At 66.4% G+C, this 19,787-nt stretch carries 21 protein-coding genes; 5 read left to right on the top strand and 16 right to left on the bottom strand.

Annotation, left to right across the window (positions count from 1 at the left end; all coding sequences use genetic code 11):
- Positions 1-115 precede the first annotated feature (115 nt).
- Both ACETK3_RS05955 and ACETK3_RS05950 read left to right on the top strand, forming a co-directional pair.
- Positions 116-1,324 carry an MFS transporter gene (locus ACETK3_RS05955; RefSeq protein WP_373992654.1) on the top strand — a complete coding sequence of 403 codons (1,209 nt, stop codon included), beginning with the start codon at positions 116-118 and terminating at the stop codon, positions 1,322-1,324.
- Positions 1,325-1,476: 152 nt separating this feature from the next.
- Complete coding sequence (locus ACETK3_RS05950) at positions 1,477-1,752, top strand: GlsB/YeaQ/YmgE family stress response membrane protein (RefSeq protein ID WP_159632311.1); 276 nt, start codon at positions 1,477-1,479, stop codon at positions 1,750-1,752.
- 125 nt (positions 1,753-1,877) lie between these two features.
- On the opposite strand, the gene ACETK3_RS05945 is transcribed toward ACETK3_RS05950, so the two are convergent.
- The 4 genes from ACETK3_RS05945 to infC all read right to left on the bottom strand — a co-directional run bounded on the left by ACETK3_RS05945 (position 1,878) and on the right by infC (position 4,695).
- Positions 1,878-2,804, bottom strand: coding sequence for an RNA methyltransferase (locus ACETK3_RS05945; RefSeq protein WP_237430218.1), 927 nt, complete (start codon positions 2,802-2,804; stop codon positions 1,878-1,880).
- A gap of 69 nt (positions 2,805-2,873) precedes the next feature.
- Positions 2,874-3,263 carry a 50S ribosomal protein L20 gene (gene rplT / locus ACETK3_RS05940; RefSeq protein WP_018763610.1) on the bottom strand — a complete coding sequence of 130 codons (390 nt, stop codon included), beginning with the start codon at positions 3,261-3,263 and terminating at the stop codon, positions 2,874-2,876.
- Between the two features lie 122 nt (positions 3,264-3,385).
- Positions 3,386-3,580: a 50S ribosomal protein L35 gene (gene rpmI, locus ACETK3_RS05935; protein WP_009358635.1), complete on the bottom strand. Its 195-nt coding sequence runs from the start codon at positions 3,578-3,580 to the stop codon at positions 3,386-3,388.
- Between the two features lie 119 nt (positions 3,581-3,699).
- On the bottom strand, positions 3,700-4,695 hold the full coding sequence (infC, locus tag ACETK3_RS05930) for a translation initiation factor IF-3 (protein WP_373992653.1): 996 nt from the start codon (positions 4,693-4,695) through the stop codon (positions 3,700-3,702).
- A 401-nt stretch (positions 4,696-5,096) separates the two neighbouring features.
- Here infC and ACETK3_RS05925 point away from each other — a divergent pair, with 401 nt between their 5' ends.
- Positions 5,097-5,483, top strand: coding sequence for a DUF1844 domain-containing protein (locus ACETK3_RS05925; RefSeq protein ID WP_236801948.1), 387 nt, complete (start codon positions 5,097-5,099; stop codon positions 5,481-5,483).
- A 148-nt stretch (positions 5,484-5,631) separates the two neighbouring features.
- Here the strand turns inward: ACETK3_RS05925 and ACETK3_RS05920 are convergent, their stop codons facing one another.
- The 8 genes from ACETK3_RS05920 to ACETK3_RS05885 form a co-directional block, all read right to left on the bottom strand.
- Entirely contained in the window at positions 5,632-6,927 is a 1,296-nt protein-coding gene (locus ACETK3_RS05920) for an MFS transporter (protein ID WP_373992652.1), read from the bottom strand.
- Between the two features lie 59 nt (positions 6,928-6,986).
- Positions 6,987-7,871: an SseB family protein gene (locus tag ACETK3_RS05915; protein WP_236801946.1), complete on the bottom strand. Its 885-nt coding sequence runs from the start codon at positions 7,869-7,871 to the stop codon at positions 6,987-6,989.
- A gap of 20 nt (positions 7,872-7,891) precedes the next feature.
- Positions 7,892-8,638 (bottom strand): bifunctional 1-(5-phosphoribosyl)-5-((5-phosphoribosylamino)methylideneamino)imidazole-4-carboxamide isomerase/phosphoribosylanthranilate isomerase PriA, encoded by a 747-nt coding sequence (gene priA, locus ACETK3_RS05910; protein ID WP_373992651.1) that lies wholly within the window; start codon positions 8,636-8,638, stop codon positions 7,892-7,894.
- Positions 8,639-8,760: 122 nt separating this feature from the next.
- Complete coding sequence (locus tag ACETK3_RS05905) at positions 8,761-8,919, bottom strand: hypothetical protein (protein WP_167562184.1); 159 nt, start codon at positions 8,917-8,919, stop codon at positions 8,761-8,763.
- Positions 8,920-9,687 (bottom strand): imidazole glycerol phosphate synthase subunit HisH, encoded by a 768-nt coding sequence (gene hisH / locus ACETK3_RS05900; protein WP_236801944.1) that lies wholly within the window; start codon positions 9,685-9,687, stop codon positions 8,920-8,922. It lies immediately after the preceding gene.
- Positions 9,684-10,310 (bottom strand): imidazoleglycerol-phosphate dehydratase HisB, encoded by a 627-nt coding sequence (gene hisB, locus ACETK3_RS05895; RefSeq protein ID WP_373992650.1) that lies wholly within the window; start codon positions 10,308-10,310, stop codon positions 9,684-9,686. The genes hisH and hisB overlap by 4 nt, the downstream gene beginning before the upstream one ends.
- Before the next feature lie 60 nt (positions 10,311-10,370).
- Positions 10,371-11,489, bottom strand: coding sequence for a histidinol-phosphate transaminase (locus ACETK3_RS05890; protein WP_236821753.1), 1,119 nt, complete (start codon positions 11,487-11,489; stop codon positions 10,371-10,373).
- Between the two features lie 111 nt (positions 11,490-11,600).
- Entirely contained in the window at positions 11,601-11,951 is a 351-nt protein-coding gene (locus tag ACETK3_RS05885; RefSeq protein WP_373992649.1) for a LysM peptidoglycan-binding domain-containing protein, read from the bottom strand.
- A 358-nt stretch (positions 11,952-12,309) separates the two neighbouring features.
- Here ACETK3_RS05885 and lexA point away from each other — a divergent pair, with 358 nt between their 5' ends.
- Entirely contained in the window at positions 12,310-13,047 is a 738-nt protein-coding gene (gene lexA, locus ACETK3_RS05880; protein ID WP_373992648.1) for a transcriptional repressor LexA, read from the top strand.
- 125 nt (positions 13,048-13,172) lie between these two features.
- Here lexA and ACETK3_RS05875 read toward each other — a convergent pair whose 3' ends face one another.
- Both ACETK3_RS05875 and hflX read right to left on the bottom strand, forming a co-directional pair.
- Positions 13,173-15,233, bottom strand: a complete 2,061-nt coding sequence (locus ACETK3_RS05875) for an ATP-dependent DNA helicase (RefSeq protein ID WP_373992647.1) — start codon at positions 15,231-15,233, stop codon at positions 13,173-13,175.
- Entirely contained in the window at positions 15,226-16,806 is a 1,581-nt protein-coding gene (gene hflX / locus ACETK3_RS05870) for a GTPase HflX (RefSeq protein WP_236821751.1), read from the bottom strand. The genes ACETK3_RS05875 and hflX overlap by 8 nt, the downstream gene beginning before the upstream one ends.
- A 427-nt stretch (positions 16,807-17,233) precedes the next feature.
- Between hflX and ACETK3_RS05865 the strand changes: the two genes are divergently transcribed.
- The gene (locus tag ACETK3_RS05865; protein ID WP_373992646.1) at positions 17,234-17,857 is read left to right on the top strand and encodes a class I SAM-dependent methyltransferase; all 624 of its coding nucleotides are present in this window, start codon (positions 17,234-17,236) and stop codon (positions 17,855-17,857) included.
- On the opposite strand, the gene dapF is transcribed toward ACETK3_RS05865, so the two are convergent.
- On the bottom strand, positions 17,829-18,773 hold the full coding sequence (gene dapF, locus ACETK3_RS05860) for a diaminopimelate epimerase (protein ID WP_373992645.1): 945 nt from the start codon (positions 18,771-18,773) through the stop codon (positions 17,829-17,831). The genes ACETK3_RS05865 and dapF overlap by 29 nt on opposite strands.
- Positions 18,774-18,887: 114 nt before the next feature.
- A complete protein-coding gene (gene miaA, locus ACETK3_RS05855; RefSeq protein WP_373992644.1) occupies positions 18,888-19,784 on the bottom strand; it encodes a tRNA (adenosine(37)-N6)-dimethylallyltransferase MiaA in 897 nt (298 codons plus the stop codon).
- Positions 19,785-19,787: the final 3 nt, after the last annotated feature.

Here is a 19,787-nt window from a genome sequence, read left to right as displayed (position 1 = left end):
GTCGACGCAACAGGAATAGCTCCTGCCCGCGCGGGGTTTGCCACATTGTCCGGATCTTACTGCCCCATTGCCGTGGCACCGTCCATTCCATGTTCCACCTTCGAAAAGCAGGCATATGAGCAGCGTTCTTTCCCCGTCCACGGCAGCCCGCACCAAGGCCCCCAATATCGGAATGGCCATCTTTGCGCTGGCCATGGGCGGCGTGGGCATCGGCGTCACCGAGTTCACCATGATGGGCCTGCTGAAGGAAGTGGAACAGGGCCTGGGGATCAGCACGCCCGAGGCCGGCCACCTTATCTCCGCGTATGCGCTGGGAGTGGTGGTCGGCGCTCCCCTACTGGCCGCCGTCGGTGCCAAGCTCCCCCGCAAGAAACTGGCGCTGGGGCTCCTGCTGTTCTTCATTGTGGCCAACCTGAGTTCCTTCATCGCCCCGGACTACGGGTCGATGCTCGTGTCCCGCTTTGCCGCCGGCCTCCCGCACGGGGCCTTCTTTGGCGTTGCTGCCGTCATAGCCGCCTCCCTGGTCCCGGCCAGTCGGCGGGGCTGGGCCATCTCGATGGTCATGGCCGGGCTCAGCGTCTCCAACGTGGTGGGAGTACCGTTTGCCACGTGGTTGGGCCAGACCTTCGGATGGCGGCTGCTGTTTGTCCTGGTGGGCGCAATCGGGCTGCTGGCGTTGGCCATGGTGTGGAAGTTCGTGCCCTTCCAGGCCGCCCACCCCGACGCGAGCATCCGGCGTGAACTTGGTGCCCTCAAGCGGCTGCAGGTGTGGCTGGCACTCCTGGTGGGCATCGTGGGCTTCGGCGGCTTCTTCGCCACCTATACCTACATCGCCCACACCATGACCGCGGTGGCCGGCATCCCGTCCGCACTGATCCCCCTGGTGGTGGCGCTGTACGGGCTGGGCATGGTGGCCGGGAACATCGTGGGCGGCCGACTGGCCGACAAGTCCGTCATGGGCACCCTGTACCGGGTCCTCCCGGGCGTTGCCGTGGCCCTTGTGGTCTACGCTGTGGCCGCGCATTGGCCGTGGAGCGCCATGGTCATGGTGTTCGTGGTGGGCGCCTCCGGCTCCATGCTTATTCCCGCCCTCCAGACCCGGCTGCTGGACGCCTCGCCGGACGCGCCGTCACTGGCATCCTCGCTGAACCATGCCGCGCTGAACGTCGCCAATGCCTTGGGAGCGTTCCTCGGCGGCCTGGTCATTGCCCTCGGCTGGGGCTTCACCGCCCCGGCACTCGTCGGCGCCGTCCTGGCGCTCCTCGGTTTCGGCGTGGCCCTCTTCAGCGGCCTGATGGAACGCAAACGGCCGCTCGCTGCGTAGGCTGCGACGGGCAGGCCCTTCGCTGCATGGCCTGCCGCCAAGGGGCCTAACGATGCTGCAACGCCGCCCCCGGGGCTACTGACTTTAGGGGGGGCTTATGTTAGCTTGAGCCTCATCGGGACTATTAATCCCGGTCATAATGAGGAGGAGACATGGGTTTTCTTGCTTGGATTATTTTGGGCCTGATTGTTGGGGCCATCGTTAAAGCCGTGATGCCCGGACGGGTTGGCGGCGGCTGGGTGACCAGCCTCATCCTGGGTGTCGTCGGGGCCATTGTTGGCGGCTGGATTGGCAGCCTGCTGTTCAACAAGGGCGATCTTGCCTTCTTCGACCTCGGCACCTGGATTCTCGCTATCGTCGGTGGCCTGGTTGTCGCCGGCATCTACGGAGCAGTCACCGGACGCGGAAAAGCCAGCCGCGCACCCTGATCGCTCTGTCAATCAATAACCGACGGGCCCCGGAATTCCGGGGCCTTTCTTTGTGCCCCGCATTGCCGCCGTCGTTCCTTTCTTATGCCCCGATCCTTCTTTTTGCCGTCCTGCCGCCGAGTGCCTTACCCCACCTCTCCGGTGTACGCCGCAGCTTCAACCCTGCGCTGGGACCGGGCACTGGCGTAGAGGCACACCGTAGCCGCGGTCCCAAGGTTGAGGCTTTCGGCGGCACCGTACACGGGGACAGCTACACGGTGGTCCGCCAGCGCCAACTCCTCGTCGGAGAGTCCTTGGGCTTCGTTACCGAAGAACCAGGCAGTCGGTTCAGCGAGGTCGTAAGCGGACCCGGGGCCAGTTCCGGTGAGCCTTCGCCGGGCGCTCTCGTCCTGCAGTACGTCCAGGTCCAGCTGTCCGTATCCGTCAGCGGCGAGGACGCCGATGCCACGGGCCTTGCATGCCGCAGCCAGTTCCGCAGGGTCCGCGGCCAGGACGACCGGAAGGTGGAACAACGAGCCGGCGGTGGACCGGACCGCTTTGGGGTTGTAGATATCCACGCTGGAGGCGGTGAAGACCACCGCGTCTGCGCCGGCCGAGTCCGCCGCGCGCAGTACAGTTCCGGCGTTGCCCGGGTCCCTGACCTGGCACAGGACGGCAATCAGGCGGGGGCCGGCATCCAGCACATCCGCCAGGGACACATCAACGAAGCGGCAGACGGCGACGATCCCCTGCGGATTGACCGTGTCTGCCATGGCGGCCAGGACGTCGTCGGTTGCCAGCCTTGCCGTGGTGCCATGGGCGAGCTCTTCGAACTCGGGATAACGGTCAAGGCAGCTTTCGCTGGCAAAAACTTCCGTGACCACGCCGGGAGCACCTGCTGCAAGGCGCTGCTGGTGGAGCTTGAGTGCCTCCCGGACGGCTTGCGGCCCTTCGGCCAGGAACTGGCCGCGCTTTAAACGGGCCGGGCGCCCTGCAAGTTTTGCCACGTCCCTGACCCGATCGGCTCGGGGGTTGGACAGTGGAAGATCTTGCGGGCGCCCGGTTTCGTTCATACAAGAACTGTAGTAGCTGCTGCCACCTGTTCCTGAATGGGCCCCTCAAAGGAGGGGCGGCAGCACTGGCTAGGCTGCGGCAACCTTCTTGGCGGAGGTGTCTGCCGGCAGGGAGTCCTTGGCCACCTGGACCAGTGCGGCGAAGGCGTTGGCGTCGGAGACGGCAAGCTCGGCCAGCATACGGCGGTCAACCTCGACCTCGGCGGCCTTCAGGCCCTGGATGAGGCGGTTGTAGGTGAGGCCGTTGGCGCGGGAAGCAGCGTTGATGCGCTGGATCCACAGGCGGCGGAAGTCACCCTTCTTCTTCTTGCGGTCGCCGTAGCTGTACACAAACGAGTGCAGCAGCTGCTCTTTGGCCTTGCGGTACAGGCGCGAACGCTGTCCGCGGTAACCCTTTGCCCGTTCAAGGACAACCCGGCGCTTCTTGTGGGCGTTAACCGCCCTCTTCACACGTGCCACGTGCGTACTCCTTCGAAAATCTGATCCCAAGCATCTGTTGCCGGAAATCCGGCGGCGGCCTGAGAAGGCTGTTTGGCAGGTGACCGGCCACCAGGGGGCGGCCCGTCAATAAAACTTGGGAACTAGATGCCGAGCATCTTCCGGATGACCTTGGCATCGCCCTTGAAGACGATCTTGTCGCCGGCAAGGCGACGGGTCAGGCGGGAGGACTTGTGCTCCAGGTAGTGGCGGCGGTTGGCCTGCTGGCGGCGCAGCTTGCCGCTGCCGGTCAGCTTGAAGCGCTTCTTGGCACCACTGTGGGTCTTCATCTTCGGCATGGGAACCGATCTCCTTACGTTTCTGCTGGCCCGGAGGCCGCAGTTCTATCGCGCAGCCGCCCCTGCGGGCAGCATGCTGGTTGCTGACTGCCGGAGGGCGTACCCCCGGCAGCTGTGAACTAGTTGGTCTTCTTGCCGGCCGGCTTCGGCACTGCCTTGGGGGCAGGGCGCGCAGCAGGCTTGGGCGCGGCAGGCCTGGCCACCGGCTTCGGCGGAGCAGGCACAGCAGCAGGCTTGGGCGCCGCCGGGGCAGCAGCTTCCGGGCTGGCAGCCGCTGCAGGCTTCGGCGCCGGAGCGGCCTTCGGCGCAGCCGCTTTGGGAGCTTCCTGCTTCGGCGCGGCCTTCGGAGCGGCAGCCTTGGGAGCTTCCTGCTTCGGAGCGGCAGCCTTAGGAGCTTCCTGCTTCGGAGCGGCAGCCTTGGGAGCTTCCTGCTTCGGAGCGGCAGCCTTAGGAGCTTCCTGCTCCGGAGCGGCAGCCTCGGGCTCGGTGGACACAGTGAAGCCTTCCGGCAGGAGGTCCGCCAGTGACTGGGTCATGGGGGCCTGGTCCTCGCCGGAGGTGTCAACGCGTCCGGAAGCCTTGGCTTCGTTCTGTGCCTTGGCTTCGGCGCGCTGCGTGGCCCGCCGTGCTTCAGCCTTAGCCTCGGCCTTGTTCTTCAGCGGGCCAACCACCATGACCATGTTGCGGCCGTCGATACGGGGGCTGGACTCCACCACGCCAACTTCGGCGACGTCGTCTGCGAAGCGCTGGAGCAGGCGAATGCCCATCTCCGGACGCTGCTGCTCACGGCCGCGGAACTGGATCATGGCCTTGACCTTGTCCCCGGCACCGAGGAAGCGAAGGGCGTGCCCGCGCTTGGTCTCGTAGTCGTGGGTGTCGATCTTCAGGCGGAAGCGGATTTCCTTCAGAACGGTGTTCGTCTGGTTCTTCCGGGCCTCACGTGCCTTGACCGCGGCCTCGTACTTGTACTTGCCGAAGTCCATCAGCTTGCACACCGGAGGCTTCGCCTGAGGTGCAACTTCAACGAGATCAAGGTCGGATTCGGCAGCCAGGCGCAGGGCATCCTCAATACGGACGATTCCTACCTGTTCACCTGCAGGTCCGACCAGCCGCACCTCGGGGACGCGGATACGCTCATTGATTCTTGGCTCGCTAATGTTAAAGCTCCTGTGTTTGTTGTTGTTTCCGGCAAATAGAGAAGGCCCCCAATTGCCGGAGCAATCGAAGGCCTCAAAGAGGTTGGCTAAGCAACCCCGTGAAGGGGCCGCACATGCACAGTCCCGGCAAATGCCGGCCCATGCCCAACCAGGTACCCGGCAACCTTGCGTCCCCTGCACGTTCCAATGGAACGCCTGGGACAGCGGCTGACGCGGGTGGGAGAGAACTCCGCTTGCAAACTGCATGCCATTCTACAGAAAAAATTCCCGCCAACGCCCGAAAACGCTGTGGGAACCTGATTGTTTGGGACAATCCCTGAAATAACGACATCCAGTCGGTCTGTGTCAAGCTTACCAGTATGAGCACCTCAGACAGTAATTCGTACGTCTTCGAGCCCGGCGACGCAGGCGCAGACGTTTCCCAACAGATCCGGGACATCTCGGAAGTTCCCGCCATCGAGGTCATCACCACGGCCGCAGTTCACCTGATGAGCGCCGCCGCGGTAAAGCTTGGCCTGGCCGAGGAAGACAACGCAGCCGAGTTGAAGGACCTGGACGAGGCCCGGAAGTTGATCACGGCACTGGCCGGCCTGGTCACCGCCGCCGCCCCCGAAATCGGCTCCCAGCACGCCGGTCCCTTGCGCGACGGCCTGCGTTCCCTCCAGCTGGCCTTCCGCGAAGAGTCGCTGATTCCGGACGCTCCGGGCAAGGGCCCCGGTGAAAAGTACACCGGGGCAGTGAACTAAGGAAGAACTCCCCCAAGCAACGCCCGACGGCGGGACGGCCTCTTGAAGGTCGTCCCGCCGTCGCGCTTTAACACCACCCATTGCTCCGTAACTGCCGTTTGGAGGGGCCAAAAGGACAACTGCGCAGCATTCGATAAAAGGGCACTGCTCAGGCAACAGCCCTGCGACGGCGCTGTTGGAGCGCCAGGCCCACCAGGCACAGCACCACGCCCGCGGCGCCGACGGACACGAAACCCCCGGAAGGCCCCATGGCATCGATGAAAACTCCGGCCAGCGGGGAACCCAGGGCAACGCCGGCGGTCAGGGCCGATCCGTACCAGCCCATGGCCTCCCCGCGCCGCTCCTCCGACACCAGGTCCGCCACCTTTTCGGAGGCTGCGGAGAGCACGGGGGCGCACAGCAGGCCCGGCAGGACGGAGACGAAGGCCAGCGTCCAGGTGTCGTGCGCGAAAGCCATGGGCAGGGTCAGGGCGGCCATGCCCAGCAGCAGGAAGATCGGCGGGATGGGCCGGTGCATGGCGCCGTAAATCAAGCCGCCCACCACCGAAGCGGCGCACCAGAAGACGAACACGATGCCGATTTCACGTTGGTGTCCGCCGATTTCCAGCGCTGCGACGATGCCGACGTCGGTGCCGCTGAGGACCATTCCGGCGCCGGCGGCCACGGCGAAGAGTGCCGCGACCGTGGCTGTGAACCATGAGAAGCCGCCCGCCAGCCTTCTCCTCAGGCCCTGTGCGGCGCTGGTGGCAGCTCCGGCGGGGGCCAGCTCCGCGGCGGCTTCCTGTACATGGGCCGGAGCCGTGGACACGACCGCTACTTCGGCGGCGTGCTGCTCATCCTCCGCGCATTCGACTGTCAGTCCCTGGCTGCGGGTGGGCGGGTTGAACCACATGAGGAACAGCCCGGCAAGGGACGTCGCCACGCCCACGACCGTGAGGCCGGCAGTGGTGAAGCCGCTGGTAGCTACAACCGCACCGGCGGCCGGGCCGATCATGAACACCATTTCGGTGGTGATGGCATCGAGGGCGAAGGCGGTGCGGCGCTGGTCGCCCTCGGCCAGGACACCAAGGGACTGCCGGACCACGCTGAAGATGGGCAGCGTGAGCAGGCCGCCCACGAAGACCAGCGGAAGGAGCCATTGGTAGGACACATGCGGCACCACAGCCCAGATCACGGTTTCTGAGATCACCGACGGGATGAGCGCCGTGCGCAGCCCCACCGTGTCCACACGCCGCCCACGCCAGGGCGCTCCGAGGGCGATGCCGATGGTCATGACCGCCGCGGCAGCGCCGGCCGCGGCATAGCCTTGGCCCAGGGTAAGGACGATGTGCAGGGTGAGCAGGACGCCGGCGGCCGAGTGCGGGATCCGGGCAACCATGCCCACCAGCAGCAGCCGGCGGATAGGCCGGATGGCGAGCAACTCCCGGTAGAGAGCAAAATTCACGAATGCGGTCCTTCAGGGTGCGCCGCAATCCCCGGGGGGATCCCCCATCCGGCTGGCGGCTAGTCGGAAGCGCGCCTTAGTTTGATCTCAAGCGAATCGACGCGCTCCCCAAACAATACATTCCGCGACCACTCCGCCTGCAGGCCGGCTACCAGTTGCTGGACACCGGCGGCGTCCAGGCCGTCCTCGAGGTACAGCACCACCTGCAGTTCCGGCCCCGTACCGCCACCCGGGAGTACTGATCCGTCGGCCGCCCTTGCGGCCACTCCCCCGCCGGGCAGGAGCTCGAGCCGGCGAATGGCGGCAAAGCCGGAGGCCGCGCGGCCCATTTCGGCTGCGAGCTCCTCGTCGCTGTAGGAGGGGATCCAGTCATGCTGCTTGGCGAGGGCCCAAACGCCGGGCCTGCGCACCACGAACGTCACGTCGGCGCCCGGGTCCAGGACCAGGAGTTCGGCTCCTTCCGCGACTGCCGAGAGCGCCGCCCGGGCGGCGTAGACGGCTACCGGCCTGGCCTCCGGATGCCATGCCGACAGCGCGGCGGCCGAGGTGAATGCCGGCAGCGCGGTCCTCCCGTCAGCTGCCTTGAGCGTCACCAGGGCCATGTCCGCCTGCTTGTCGGCGTGCAGGCCGTGAGCGGTCTCTTGCTCCTCAGCCAACTGCGCCACGATCGGGATGAAGACCCGCGCAGTTGCCAGCGAGGAAACGACTGCTTCTTCACCGCCCCGTCCCTCACGGAGCGCCGCGACCGCGGCGACGTAGCCGGCGTCGGCCGTGCCGTCGTCGTCCTCGAAGTTATGGATTTTGGCGTCGTCGCCGGCGAGGCTCCGCCCCGCCCACGGCTGGCCCGCAGAATCCGTGGCGCCGCCGGCACCGGCCAGCGCTGCGGCAATATGTCCGGGCAGCCGGCGGACTGCAGGGCGTTCCGGTTCCTCGACGTTGGACATGGCTTAAGTGCGCCCCGGACCTAGCGCCGGCCGGCGACGTCGAGGGCCTCCGGAAGCGTGAAGGCTCCCGAGTACAGGGCCTTGCCCACGATGGCGCCTTCCACGCCCAGGGGGACCAGCGAGCGGAGGACCCTGAGGTCGTCCAGGCTGGAGATTCCGCCGGAGGCCACCACCGGCTTTCCGGTCTTCTCCACCATCTGGCGCAGGAGTTCCACGTTCGGTCCCTGCAGCGTGCCGTCCTTGGTCACGTCGGTCACCACGTACCGGGCGCAGCCGGCCTCTTCGAGGCGGCCCAGGACGTCCCACAGGTCCCCGCCTTCCTTGGTCCAGCCGCGGCCCGCAAGGGTCGTGCCGCGGACATCGAGCCCCACGGCAATTCTGTCGCCGAAGCGCTCGATGGCCCGGGCGGTCCACTCGGGGTTCTCCAGTGCTGCGGTGCCAAGGTTGACCCGGGCGACCCCCAGGTCAAGGGCTGCTTCGAGCGTCTCGTCGTCACGGAGGCCGCCGGAGAGCTCCACCTTGATGTCCAGCCGGCCCACCACCTCGCGGAGCAGGTCGGCGTTGGATCCGCGCCCGAAAGCGGCATCCAGGTCCACCAGGTGGACCCACTCGGCACCCTGCTGCTGCCAGTTGAGTGCCGCTTCAAGGGGGGTGCCGTAGCTGGTCTCGCTCCCGGCCTCGCCCTGGACCAGCCGCACGGCCTGGCCGTTGACGACGTCGACGGCGGGCAGCAGTTCAAGTACCGGCAGGTCATGTGCGGTGGTCATACTCATCCTCGGTGTTGGTTCTCGGGCTCAGGGCGATTGGCTGGAAATTGGGCGGGCTTGGGGCGTGCCGTTGCTGATGTGCCGGGCGGACTCCCCAGGGCGGCCCACCCTCCGGTGGGTACTCAGCTGGCCGGCAGTGTGAGCAGGTAGGCGGCGAGCAGCGCCATGGCGGCCAGGACATAGAACGCCACCTGGGTCCACAGCGGCTTGCGCTGCTGCCGGAAGGAGATGCCGCCACCGATCAGGATGCCGGCGAGCCCCATCAGTAGTACGGACCACATCTATGCGCCGCTGCCGGGGTCGGCTGATGCTGCTCCGGAACTGGATTCGTCATTGGCTGGTTTGCGCAGGCCTTCCACCCAGTTACGCAGCAGACGCGCACCGGCGTCTCCTGATTTTTCGGGGTGGAACTGGGTGGCGCAGAGCGGGCCGTTTTCCACGGCCGCAATGAAGGGAGCGCCGTGCTCGGACCAGGTGACCATCGGCGGAGCCATCCGGGGCTGGATCACGTCGAAGTTCCATTCCTGCACGCCGTAGGAGTGCACGAAGTAGAAGCGCTCGTTTTCGACGCCGGCAAAGAGCTTGGAGCCTTCGGGGACCTGGACGGTGTTCCAGCCCATGTGGGGGACGACTTCCGCGGGAAGGGCCTCCACCTTTCCGGGCCACTCACCGATGCCTTCGGCTTCGGTGCCGTGCTCCACGCCGGCCTCGAACAGGACTTGGAGGCCTACGCAAATGCCCAGCACCGGGCGGCCGCCGGCAACGCGCCTGCCGATGAGCCGGATGCCGTCCACGGCCTTGAGTTCGCGCATCACCGTCTCGAAAGCGCCGACGCCGGGCACCACCAGTCCGTCCGCGTTCAGCACGTCCTCCGGCTTGGAACTCAGGATCACTTCCGCGCCGGCACGTTCCAGTGCGCGGACCGCTGACCGAACGTTCCCGGAACCGTAGTCCAGAACCGTGACAGTTGGCTTGCCCTCGGGTGAAGGCAGCTTGCGTGAGGCGGAGGGGTCGATGATGGCCCCGTCCTTGAGGACCTGGCCGCTCACAGTGCGCCCTTGGTGGACGGGATGCCCTCGACGCGGGGATCCCGTTCGACGGCGGCGCGCAGGGCACGGGCGAAGGCTTTGAACTGCGCCTCGACGATGTGGTGCGGGTCCCGGCCGGCCAATACGGTCATGTGCAGGCAGATGCCGGCGTGCAGCGTGATGGCTTCGAAGACGTGGCGGGTCAGGGAGCCAGTGAAGTGGCCGCCGATCAGGTGGTACTCCTGGCCTGCCGGCTCGCCGCCGTGCACCAGGTAGGGGCGGCCGGAGACATCCACTACCGCGTTGGCAAGCGCTTCATCAAGCGGCACAGTGGCCTCACCGAAACGTCGGATTCCCGCCTTGTTGCCCAGGGCAGTGCGCAGGACCTCGCCGAAGGTGATGGCAACGTCCTCCACGGTGTGGTGGACGTCGATGTGGGTGTCGCCGGTGGCCTTGACCGTCATGTCGATCAGGGAGTGCTTGCACAGGGCAGTCAGCATGTGGTCGTAAAACGGCACCGAGGTATCGATATCCGACACTCCGGTTCCGTCGAGGTTGATCTCCACGAGGACGGAGGACTCGCTGGTGGCACGCTCCATGCGGGCGGTCCTGGCCGCAGCCGTATTCAATCCGGTTGGACTCATGGTGAAAGGATCCTTTGTGGGAGAAGAAGTGGTTCAAGGCGCCGGCGCCGCACTATAAGTCTAGGCGGGAAGCGCGGCCTGGCCCGCAAGGATGCGTTCCAGGGACGTGAGGAAGGCTGTGGTTTCCGCCTCAGTGCCCGCAGTAACCCGAAGGTGGCCGGGGATGCCGACGTCACGGATCAGCACACCGGCGTCCAGCAGTTCCTGCCAGACCTGGTGGGGGTTTTCCAGGCCGCCGAAGAACACGTAATTGGAGTCGGAGGCCGCGGGCGTCAGGCCCATCCGTGTCAGTTCCGCCACGATCCGGTCCCGCTGGGCCTTGATGTCCTGGACGTCCGCCATAAGGGCCTCGCGGTGTTCGAGGGCGGCAAGCGCAGTGGCCTGGGTGATGGCCGAGAGGTGGTACGGAAGGCGCACCAACCGCAGGGCGTCGGTGACCTCCGGCGCGGCGGCCATGTAACCAAGCCGGGCGCCGGCCAGGGCAAATGCCTTGCTCATGGTGCGGGACACGATCAGCCGCTCCCGGCCGGGAAGCAGGGTCAGCGCGCTGGGGGTTCCGTCGTGCGCGAACTCGTGGTAAGCCTCGTCCACGATCACGATCGCCTGGCTGTCCTCCCCGGCCTCGTAGACAGCCTCCACGACATCCAGACCGAGCCCGGTTCCCGTGGGATTGTTGGGCGAGCAGAGGAACACGATGTTCGGCTGCAGTTCCTTGACCTGCCGTGCGGCCGACTCTGCGCTCAGGTCGTAGCCCTCGGAGCGCTCCCCGGTGATGTACTGCGTGTCGGTCCCGCTGGCCAGCAGGGGGTACATGGAGTACGTGGGTGGAAAGCCCAGGGCGGTGCGGCCCGGGCCTCCGAAAGCCTGGAGGATCTGCTGCAGGACCTCATTGGAGCCATTGGCTGCCCATACGTTGTTTTCGTCAAGCCCATGCCCGAGGTACTCCGCCAAGGCTTTCCGGAGTGCAGTGAACTCCCGGTCAGGGTAGCGGTTCAGGCCTGCGGCAGCCTCCGTGACTGCGGCGGAAATGGCGGCGCGCACATCGGCGGGGACGCCATGGGTGTTCTCATTGACGTTCAGGAGAATGGGGACGTCCAGTTGGGGCGCCCCATAAGGGGTGAGCCCGCGAAGGTTGCTGCGGAGGGGAAGCCGGTTCAGACGCTCTAGCTGGTCGTTCACCTGAACAGTTTAGTTGCCGCAGCAACGACCGGAAAATGTGACGGTTCCTGTTCGCCCTCAGCGTGCCACATCCCGCTTCTCCGGCGCCATGCCTGGAGTGGACAGCGGGCTTCAGTGTGTTGGGACAAACAGTTGCTGCCCGGGCAGGACTGAGCCGGCGCTGAGGTTGTTGAGCTGGACGATGTCTGCCACCACGTCCCGGGCGTCCCGGTTCGGATCAACAGCTCCGGCGATGGTCCACAGTGACTGGCCCGGCTGCACGGTAACCGTGACAGTCGGTGTCACCGCCAAATCCGCGGCGGAGTCTGAGGCCTTGGCGGGCGAGTTGAAGAACCCCGACAGCGACAGCAGGAAAACAGCGACGAGTACCAGCGGAACGCCGATCAGGACGATCCGCCCCCGCCGGGTAAGCCGCAGGGGCGCGGACGACGGTGAAACGTGGTGACGATATGAAGCTGACATGAACTGAGCCCTCCTGGACCTGCCGTGCTGCCCGGGTGTTCCCCCGAGGCCGCCCCGACCATCAGACGACGGTCCGGAACTTCCTCCGGCCACGTTTTCGAATAGGGCGTGCGCTGGTTAGAACACATGTTCGAACTTTGCTTGTTAAGTTTTAGCACCTATCAACGAACAATGTCGAGACTCGCTAGAACAAATGTTTGAAAAAGCAATGTGGCTGGCCTAGCTTTGAAACCAAAGAACAACCACCCCTGAAGTTGAACAGCAGGGTCTGACAATGACAGTGGGAGTCCTTCCGGCGGTGCGTGCAAGCCAGCACCGGGGCGGAAGATCCGGCGGCAAGCGAAAGGCATTGGCGAATATGGCAGCAGCAGCCGCCGGGGGCAGGACCGCCCCGCAAACCAAGAGGACCGCCAAAGGCTTGACGCCCCGGCAAAAGAAAATCCTCGAAACCATACAGCGCTCCGTCAATGAGAACGGGTACCCGCCCTCCATGCGCGAGATCGGCGACACCGTCGGACTGGCAAGCCTGTCCAGCGTGACCCACCAGCTCTCCCAGCTGGAAAAACTCGGTTACCTGCGTCGCGATCCCAAGCGGCCCCGCGCCATGGAAGTGCTGATGCCCCTCACGCTGGACGGGGGTACCCGCAAGGCCGCAGGCGACTCCCCTGCGACGCAACCCGCCGGCGGAGGCGCCTCAGTGACCGAGCTGCCCACCGCGCTCGATACCGCAATGGTTCCCCTGGTGGGCCGGATCGCTGCAGGCGGTCCCATCCTCGCGGAGCAGCTTGTTGAGGATGTCATGCCGCTCCCCCGCCAGTTGGTGGGCCAGGGCGAACTCTTCATGCTGCGGGTGGCCGGCGACTCCATGGTGGACGCCGCCATTTGTGACGGTGACTGGGTGGTGGTCCGGCGCCAGGCTGACGCAGCCAACGGGGACATCGTTGCTGCGCTGCTCGACGACGAAGCGACCGTCAAGACCTTCCGCCAGCGCGACGGCCATACCTGGCTGCTCCCCCAGAACACGCAGTACGAACCCATCCTGGGCGACCATGCCACCATCATGGGCAAAGTCGTCTCGGTCCTGCGTTCGCTCTAGCGCGCTCCCTCCCGTCACAAGCACCGGCCCGCGCTGCAGGAATCCGTCCGGGCCGTCCTGGGCCCGGCGGAGGCACTCCAGGGGCGCGCTGTGCCCCTGGAGCTCCGCGGTGCGTCGTCAGGAGGCTACCGGACTGCGTCCGCCCCCAGCCTGGTGAGGGCTGCCAGCGCCTTGCTGCGGTCCGTGGTGGCCCAAAACGGCGGCAGGGCAGCCCGCAGGAACCCGGCGTAGCGCTCGGTTGCCAACCGGGAGTCCAGCACGGCCACAACGCCCTTATCCCCGGTTGACCTGATCAACCGCCCGGCGCCCTGGGCCAGGCGGATGGCCGCGTGGGTGGCTGATACGGACATGAAGCCGTTGCCGCCGGCCTGTGCCACGGCCCGGGAACGCGCCGTCATCAGTGGATCGTCCGGCCGCGGGAACGGAATACGGTCAATCACCACCAGCCGGCAGGAGCCGCCCGGCACGTCGACTCCCTGCCACAGGGACATGGTTCCGAAAAGGCAGGTGTCCGGCTCATCGGCGAACTGTTTGACCAGGGCGGTCATGGTCGACTCCCCTTGGCACAGGACGGTCACGTCCAGTTTGGGCCGCAGGGCGTCTGCGGCCTCCTCGGCAGCCCGGCGTGAGGAAAACAGGCAAAGGGCTCCCCCGCCGGACGCCTTAATCAGGGCTTCCAGTTCCTCCAGAGCCTCCGGAGACACCCCGCGGCCGGGCTTGGGCAGGTGCCCGGCCACATAGAGGATGCCCTGCTTGGGGTAGTCGAAGGGCGAGCCGACGTCCACGCCGGTCCAGCTGGGGGCGCCGTCGCCAAGAAGGCCCAGTCCTCCTGCAGCAGGTTCAAAAGCGGAACCGATGGCCAGGGTGGCGGAAGTCAGCACGACGGTGTGGTCGGCAAAGAGCCCTTCCCGCAGCCGCCCGGCGACGGACAATGGGGCGATGTTGATCAGCACCGGCGCAGTCTCGTCCGGCGGCGAGTAGCCCTGGCCGGGGTCAAAGGTGCTGGCGCGGGAGAACCACACGACTTCCCGGTTTTCCCTGGCGGCGACCAGACGCTCGCACAGTTCCAGGATGAGCATGAGGCGGGACCTGGCCAGCTGCCGGCCGCCGTCGGCAGTGGTGTTGCTGTCCCCTTTGGAATCGGACAGTGCAGCCCGGCAGGCCTCACGGAGCTGGTCCACGCAGTCCAGCTGTTCATCGTTCAGGCCGTTGGGAAGCAGGCCGCTGGGTGCGCCGGCGAGGGCCAGCTCAAGGTTGGCCGCTGCGGCATTGAGGGCATCAACGGTGATGGCGGTGTGTTTCCGGGCACCGGCAGCGGCGGCGTGGACCATCGCGACGGACAGCTGGCCGGACACTGCTCCGGTGACCCGGTCCTGGAGTTCGTGCGCTTCGTCCACCACCACGACGTCGTACTCGGGCAGGACGGCAAGTCCTTCGAATGCGCTGACGGCGAGCATGGCGTGGTTGGTCACCACCACGTCCGCTTCGGCAGCGTCCTGCCGGGCGAGCTCGCTGAAGCACTCGGCAGCCATCGGGCACTTCTGGGCACCCAGGCACTCCATGGACGTCACGGAGACCTGCCGCCAGGCGCGGTCGGTCACGCCCGGGAGCAGTTCATCCCGGTCACCCGTGGCCGTTTTCTCCGCCCACTCCCGGAGACGGACCACTTCCTTGCCAAGCTGGGAGGAGGGGCCGCCCACGGACGCTGCGAAGTGCGGCACGCTGGTGTCCTCGCCAAGCGAGAAAAGCTGGCCTTCGGAGGGCTCTTCGGAGGGGAAACCGCCTTCGAGCTTGTGGCGGCAGACGTAGTTGGAGCGGCCCTTGACCAAGGCAACCTTGACGGGCCGTTCCAGTGCCGGGGTGATGTTCTTCAGCAGACGGGGCAGGTCCCTGCCGACGATCTGGGTTTGCAGGGCAAGCGTGGCTGTGGAGACCAAAGCAGGCTTGTTGCTTTCCAGGGCATGGGCGATCAGCGGCACCAGGTAGGCAAGCGACTTACCGGTGCCGGTGCCGGCCTGGACCAGCAGGTGGTTGCCGGTTTCGATGGCGCGGGCCACCTGCAGGGCCATTTGATGCTGTCCGGTGCGGCTTTGACCGCCCATGCCTGCGACGGCCCGGTCAAGCAGTTCGATGACGAACTGCTCACCGGCCGTCTGCGCGGCTTCGTCCGCCGCGGGGTCACCCATTGACGGTGAAGGGTTCCAGTTCGGACGCCAGGCCCTCCCGGACCATGACGGCAGCCCTGGTGCCGGCCTCCACGTGGTCCAGGCTGAGGATCTCGGCGTCGGACTCGTGAAGCTTGCTGATCAGGTCGCCGCGCTCGTACGGGATGAGCAATTCCATCTTGACCGAAGGCCGGGGAATGGATTCGCTGATGACCTTCAGCAGTTCCGGGATCCCCTCGCCCGTGCGGGCTGAGACCACCACATGGCGCGGTTCGCGCTGCCTCAGCCGCTCCACTACGAAGGGGTCGGCGGCGTCAGCCTTGTTCAGCACGATGATCTCCGGCACCTTCCGGGCGTCAACTTCGCTGAAGACCTTCCGGACGGCAGCAATCTGGCCTTCCGGGTCAGGGTGCGAGGCGTCCACCACGTGCAGGATCAGGTCGGCGTCCGCCACTTCCTCGAGCGTGGAGCGGAAGGCCTCCACCAGCTGGGTTGGCAGCGAACGGACGAATCCCACGGTATCCGCCAAGGTGTAGCCCAGGCCATCGGCGGTTTCCGCCTTGCGCACGGTGGGATCCAGGGTGGCGAACAGGGCGTTCTCCACGAGGACGCCGGCGTCGGTGAGCCGGTTGAGCAGGGACGACTTGCCGGCGTTGGTGTACCCGGCGATGGCAACGGAGGGCACTTCATTACGACGGCGGTTGGCCCGCTTGGTCTCCCGCGCGGGCTTCATCGCGGCGATTTCGCGCCGCAGCTTGGCCATGCGGGTACGGATGCGTCGCCGGTCCAGTTCGATCTTGGTTTCACCGGGGCCACGGGAGCCCATGCCGGCGGCGGCGCCACCCACCTGGCCACCGGCCTGGCGGGACATCGACTCGCCCCAGCCACGCAGGCGGGGAAGCAGGTATTCCAGCTGTGCGAGCTCCACCTGCGCCTTGCCCTCGCGGCTCTTGGCATGCTGGGCGAAGATATCCAGGATCAGGGCGGTCCGGTCGATGACCTTGACCTTGACGATGTCCTCCAGGGCGCGCCGCTGCGAAGGTGCCAGTTCGGCGTCCACCACCACGGTATCCGCGCCTGTGGATATCACAATGTCCTTCAGCTCCTGCGCCTTGCCCGAGCCCAGGAAGGTTCCGGGGTCCGGCTTGTCGCGGCGCTGGACCAGCCCGTCGAGGACCTCCGAGCCCGCAGTCTCGGCAAGGGCGGCCAGCTCGCGCAGGGAGTTTTCGGCGTCGGCAAGGGTGCCCTCGGACCAGAGCCCGGCCAGGACCACGCGCTCCAGGCGCAGCTGGCGGTACTCAACCTCGGTGACGTCCTCAAGCTCGGTGGACAGCCCTGCGCGCCGGCGCAGGGCGCGCCGCTCCTCAAGGTCCTGCTGGTCGCCGTCGTAGGTTGAATGCTCTTCGTCCAGGCGGGAAATGGCCTGTGCCCTGCCGAGCACCGCTTTTCCATCTCCGCTGCCCTCACCGCGGGGCGTGCTGACATTTTTGGCCGGTACGTCCTTGGCGAGGATCCGGTCGATGACAGCCTGGATCTCCTGCGGACTCATGTCCTGGGCGGCTGGATCGGAACCGGTATTGGGCTGGCTGGTCATGGTCTCCTTTGAAGATTCGGCAATTCCAGAATAGTGCTGATTGGGCGGAAGTTGGAAAGTATTCGCGCTGGGCTGACGGCCTGCGGTCATGGTTCTCCTGGTGGTCTGCACCGGCTGCGATGCCGGGCTGGGAATGCCGCGCTGAAACGGCGGCAGGGCGGAAAAGGCCGGAGAGTGGCGGGACGTGCGCGGGATGCTGACGTTCGGTATCGTCCGGCGGCCGGGCAGACCCAGTGGTCTGGCCGGCGCGCAAGCGGAAGGCGTGGAGCCTGCGTCGCTGCGGAACGGACTGTCGCTGGAGGACAGGCGTCGGGACGGGCATGGCCCGTGCCGGCTACTCGAAGATCAGGAACATGCGTTCAAGCGTAGCAGAGGGGCCGCAGCACAGTTTCCCTTTACGCTGCCAGGGGAACTACTCTGGCGAGTTATGGAGTCAGCACACTATTTCAGCACGTCCCCCGCCGGCCCCTTCACCCGCAAGCCGCTCACGGTTGAGCTGGCCGGGAAGCCGCGCAGGCTCCACACGTCCACAGGCATCTTCAGTCCGGATGGGGTCGACAAGGGCACTGCCGTGCTCCTGGCCGAGGTTCCTGATCCGAACCCCCAGGGCAACCTCCTGGACATCGGCTGCGGTTGGGGTCCCGTTGCACTGACCATGGCCCTGCTGGCTCCCCAGTCCAAGGTCTACGCGGTGGACGTCAACGAACGCTGCATCGCCCTGACCAACGAAAATGCCGCCGCGCTGGGACTGGCCAACGTCGTCGCCAGCACGCCGCAGGAGGTGGACCCCAGCGTCCGCTTCGACACCATCTGGTCCAATCCGCCGATCAGGATTGGCAAGGACGAGCTGCACGCCCTGCTCAAGCTCTGGCTGCCCCGCCTGGCTGACGGCGGGACGGCATGGCTGGTGGTGCAGAAGAATCTGGGTTCGGATTCGCTCCAGCGCTGGTTGGCGGCGGAGCTGGACGATTCTTTCACCGTGACGCGGGAGTCAACGTCCAAGTCCTTCCGGATCCTCAAGGTTACGAAAGTGTCCCGCTCGCCACAATAACGGCGGGGCCGCTGAGTTCCACATGCTCGTGGCCGCCGGGGCCGGCAAAGAACTTCACGCCCACCACACCTCCGGGAACGTGGACGCGCCAAGCATCGGGAGCTTCAGCCCCGGCCCAATGCCGGATGGCGACGGCCGCAGCACAGGCGCCCGTCCCGCAGGACTGGGTCTCCCCCACCCCGCGCTCATGCACCCGCATGGTAACCGAACCTACTCCCTCATGGACCAGCGGCTCCGCGGGAACCACGAACTCCACGTTGGTCCCGTTCGGCGGTACGGGGTCCACCTTCGGCGCGGTGAAGAGCCTGGTGCCGGCCAGTTCGGAAAGTTCCGCGAGGGCAACCACCGTGTGCGGATTCCCCATGCTCACGGACAACGCGGGCCGCGCAACTTCCAGCCCGTCGGCGGTGACCAGCGAATCCATGGCCTTGGCAGTGGCCTCCCCGGGGAAAATGAACTCCCACGGCCCCATGTCCACTGCGTACCCGTCCCCGGTGCGGACCACCGTCTTCACGCCGCCGCGCGTGCCAATGGTGAGCGATCCGCCGTCGGGCAGGTCGATCAGGCCCTCGGTGCGCAGGAAGTGGACGAACACCCGGACCCCGTTACCGCACATTTCGGACAACGAACCGTCCGCGTTGCGGTAGTCCATGAACCATTCCGCGTTCGGGGAATCGGTTAGCAGTTCACGGCCTTCGGGCAGGAACCGGGACGGCACGGCCCTGATCAGCCCATCCGCCCCAATGCCGCGGTGGCGGTCGCAGAGCGCGGCGGCCTGGTCCGCGCCGATGGCGTGCGTCCCGTCGGGATCGGCGACCAGGACGAAGTCATTACCGGTGCCATGCCCCTTGGAGAAGCGGAGCCCGCTCAGTGTGCGCAGGGCGGGTCCGAAGGTTTCTGCGGGGGTTGCATTCATGGTCCCAAGCGTAGCGGCGCACACGTCTGGTGCTGAAACCACGGTCCTAAAAGCACAGTGCTTAAACGGCAGCAGCCGGGAGGTACCGTCAGGGCAAGGCTCGCCCCGCCTTTTCTAGCGGCTCAGCTCCGCAGCCTTGCCCACGAGCTCCGGATCCTGCCAGTCCAGCCACGTGATCCGGGGATCGGCGCGGAACCAAGTCAATTGCCGCCGGGCGAACTGGCGGGTGGCCACGATGGTTTCCTCCGCGGCATCCTCGACGGCGGAGGTGCCATCAATGACCCGCAAAAACTGCGAATAGCCCAGTGCACGGGAAGCGGTCTTGCCCTGGCGCAGGCCCAAAGCGTCGAGCCGCCGAACCTCCTCGAGCAGGCCGGCGTCCACCATTCGGTGCACCCGTTCTGCCAGGCGCTCACGAAGTACCTCCCGGTCTACGCCAAGGCCCACCTGGACGGCCGGCTGGTAGTACTCCCGGCGGGGCATGAAGGAACTGAAAGGGCGCCCGGTGAGCTCGTGGACCTCCAGCGCACGGATGATCCGCCGGGCATCCGAGACCCTGTCGGCGGAGACCGGATCCGCGCTCTTCAGCCGGGCCAGGAGCTCCTGCGTTCCGACCTGGGTATGCTCCGCTTCCAGGCGGGCGCGCACAGCTGGGTCTGTGCCCGGGAACTCCAGGACGTCCAGGGCGGCGCGGACGTACAGCCCGGAGCCGCCGGCCAGGATCGCGCGCTTGCCGCGGGCGTGGACGTCCGCGATGGCCGCCCGGGCCTGCTGCTGGAAGTCGGAGACGCTGGCCTCCTGGGTCACGTCCAGGATATCCAGGAGATGGTGCGGAACGCCTTTGCGTTCATCCGCCGTGATCTTTGCCGTGCCGATGTCCATGCCGCGGTAGAACTGCATGGCGTCGGCGTTAATGACCTCGCCATCCAGTTCCAGGGCAAGGCTGACAGCAAGGTCGGACTTGCCGGAGCCGGTGGGACCGACGACGGCGATAACGGGCGGGGCAGCCACCTG

Source organism: Arthrobacter sp. E44 (assembly GCF_041877125.1).
Taxonomy (GTDB): domain Bacteria; phylum Actinomycetota; class Actinomycetes; order Actinomycetales; family Micrococcaceae; genus Arthrobacter.
The sequence above is the reverse complement of the archived record's forward strand: the minus strand, read 5'-3'. Positions and strand labels throughout refer to the sequence as shown.

Bases quoted from the DNA above. Each gene is read 5' to 3' on its own strand.
- ACETK3_RS05955 (WP_373992654.1), top strand. From the start codon at position 116: ATGAGCAGCGTTCTTTCCCCGTCCACGGCAGCCCGCACCAAGGCCCCC.
- ACETK3_RS05950 (WP_159632311.1), top strand. From the start codon at position 1,477: ATGGGTTTTCTTGCTTGGATTATTTTGGGCCTGATTGTTGGGGCCATC.
- ACETK3_RS05945 (WP_237430218.1), bottom strand. From the start codon at position 2,804: ATGAACGAAACCGGGCGCCCGCAAGATCTTCCACTGTCCAACCCCCGA.
- rpmI (WP_009358635.1), bottom strand. From the start codon at position 3,580: ATGCCGAAGATGAAGACCCACAGTGGTGCCAAGAAGCGCTTCAAGCTG.
- ACETK3_RS05925 (WP_236801948.1), top strand. From the start codon at position 5,097: ATGAGCACCTCAGACAGTAATTCGTACGTCTTCGAGCCCGGCGACGCA.
- ACETK3_RS05915 (WP_236801946.1), bottom strand. From the start codon at position 7,871: ATGTCCAACGTCGAGGAACCGGAACGCCCTGCAGTCCGCCGGCTGCCC.
- priA (WP_373992651.1), bottom strand. From the start codon at position 8,638: ATGACCACCGCACATGACCTGCCGGTACTTGAACTGCTGCCCGCCGTC.
- ACETK3_RS05905 (WP_167562184.1), bottom strand. From the start codon at position 8,919: ATGTGGTCCGTACTACTGATGGGGCTCGCCGGCATCCTGATCGGTGGC.
- hisB (WP_373992650.1), bottom strand. From the start codon at position 10,310: ATGAGTCCAACCGGATTGAATACGGCTGCGGCCAGGACCGCCCGCATG.
- ACETK3_RS05885 (WP_373992649.1), bottom strand. From the start codon at position 11,951: ATGTCAGCTTCATATCGTCACCACGTTTCACCGTCGTCCGCGCCCCTG.
- lexA (WP_373992648.1), top strand. From the start codon at position 12,310: ATGGCAGCAGCAGCCGCCGGGGGCAGGACCGCCCCGCAAACCAAGAGG.
- ACETK3_RS05875 (WP_373992647.1), bottom strand. From the start codon at position 15,233: ATGGGTGACCCCGCGGCGGACGAAGCCGCGCAGACGGCCGGTGAGCAG.
- hflX (WP_236821751.1), bottom strand. From the start codon at position 16,806: ATGACCAGCCAGCCCAATACCGGTTCCGATCCAGCCGCCCAGGACATG.
- ACETK3_RS05865 (WP_373992646.1), top strand. From the start codon at position 17,234: ATGGAGTCAGCACACTATTTCAGCACGTCCCCCGCCGGCCCCTTCACC.
- dapF (WP_373992645.1), bottom strand. From the start codon at position 18,773: ATGAATGCAACCCCCGCAGAAACCTTCGGACCCGCCCTGCGCACACTG.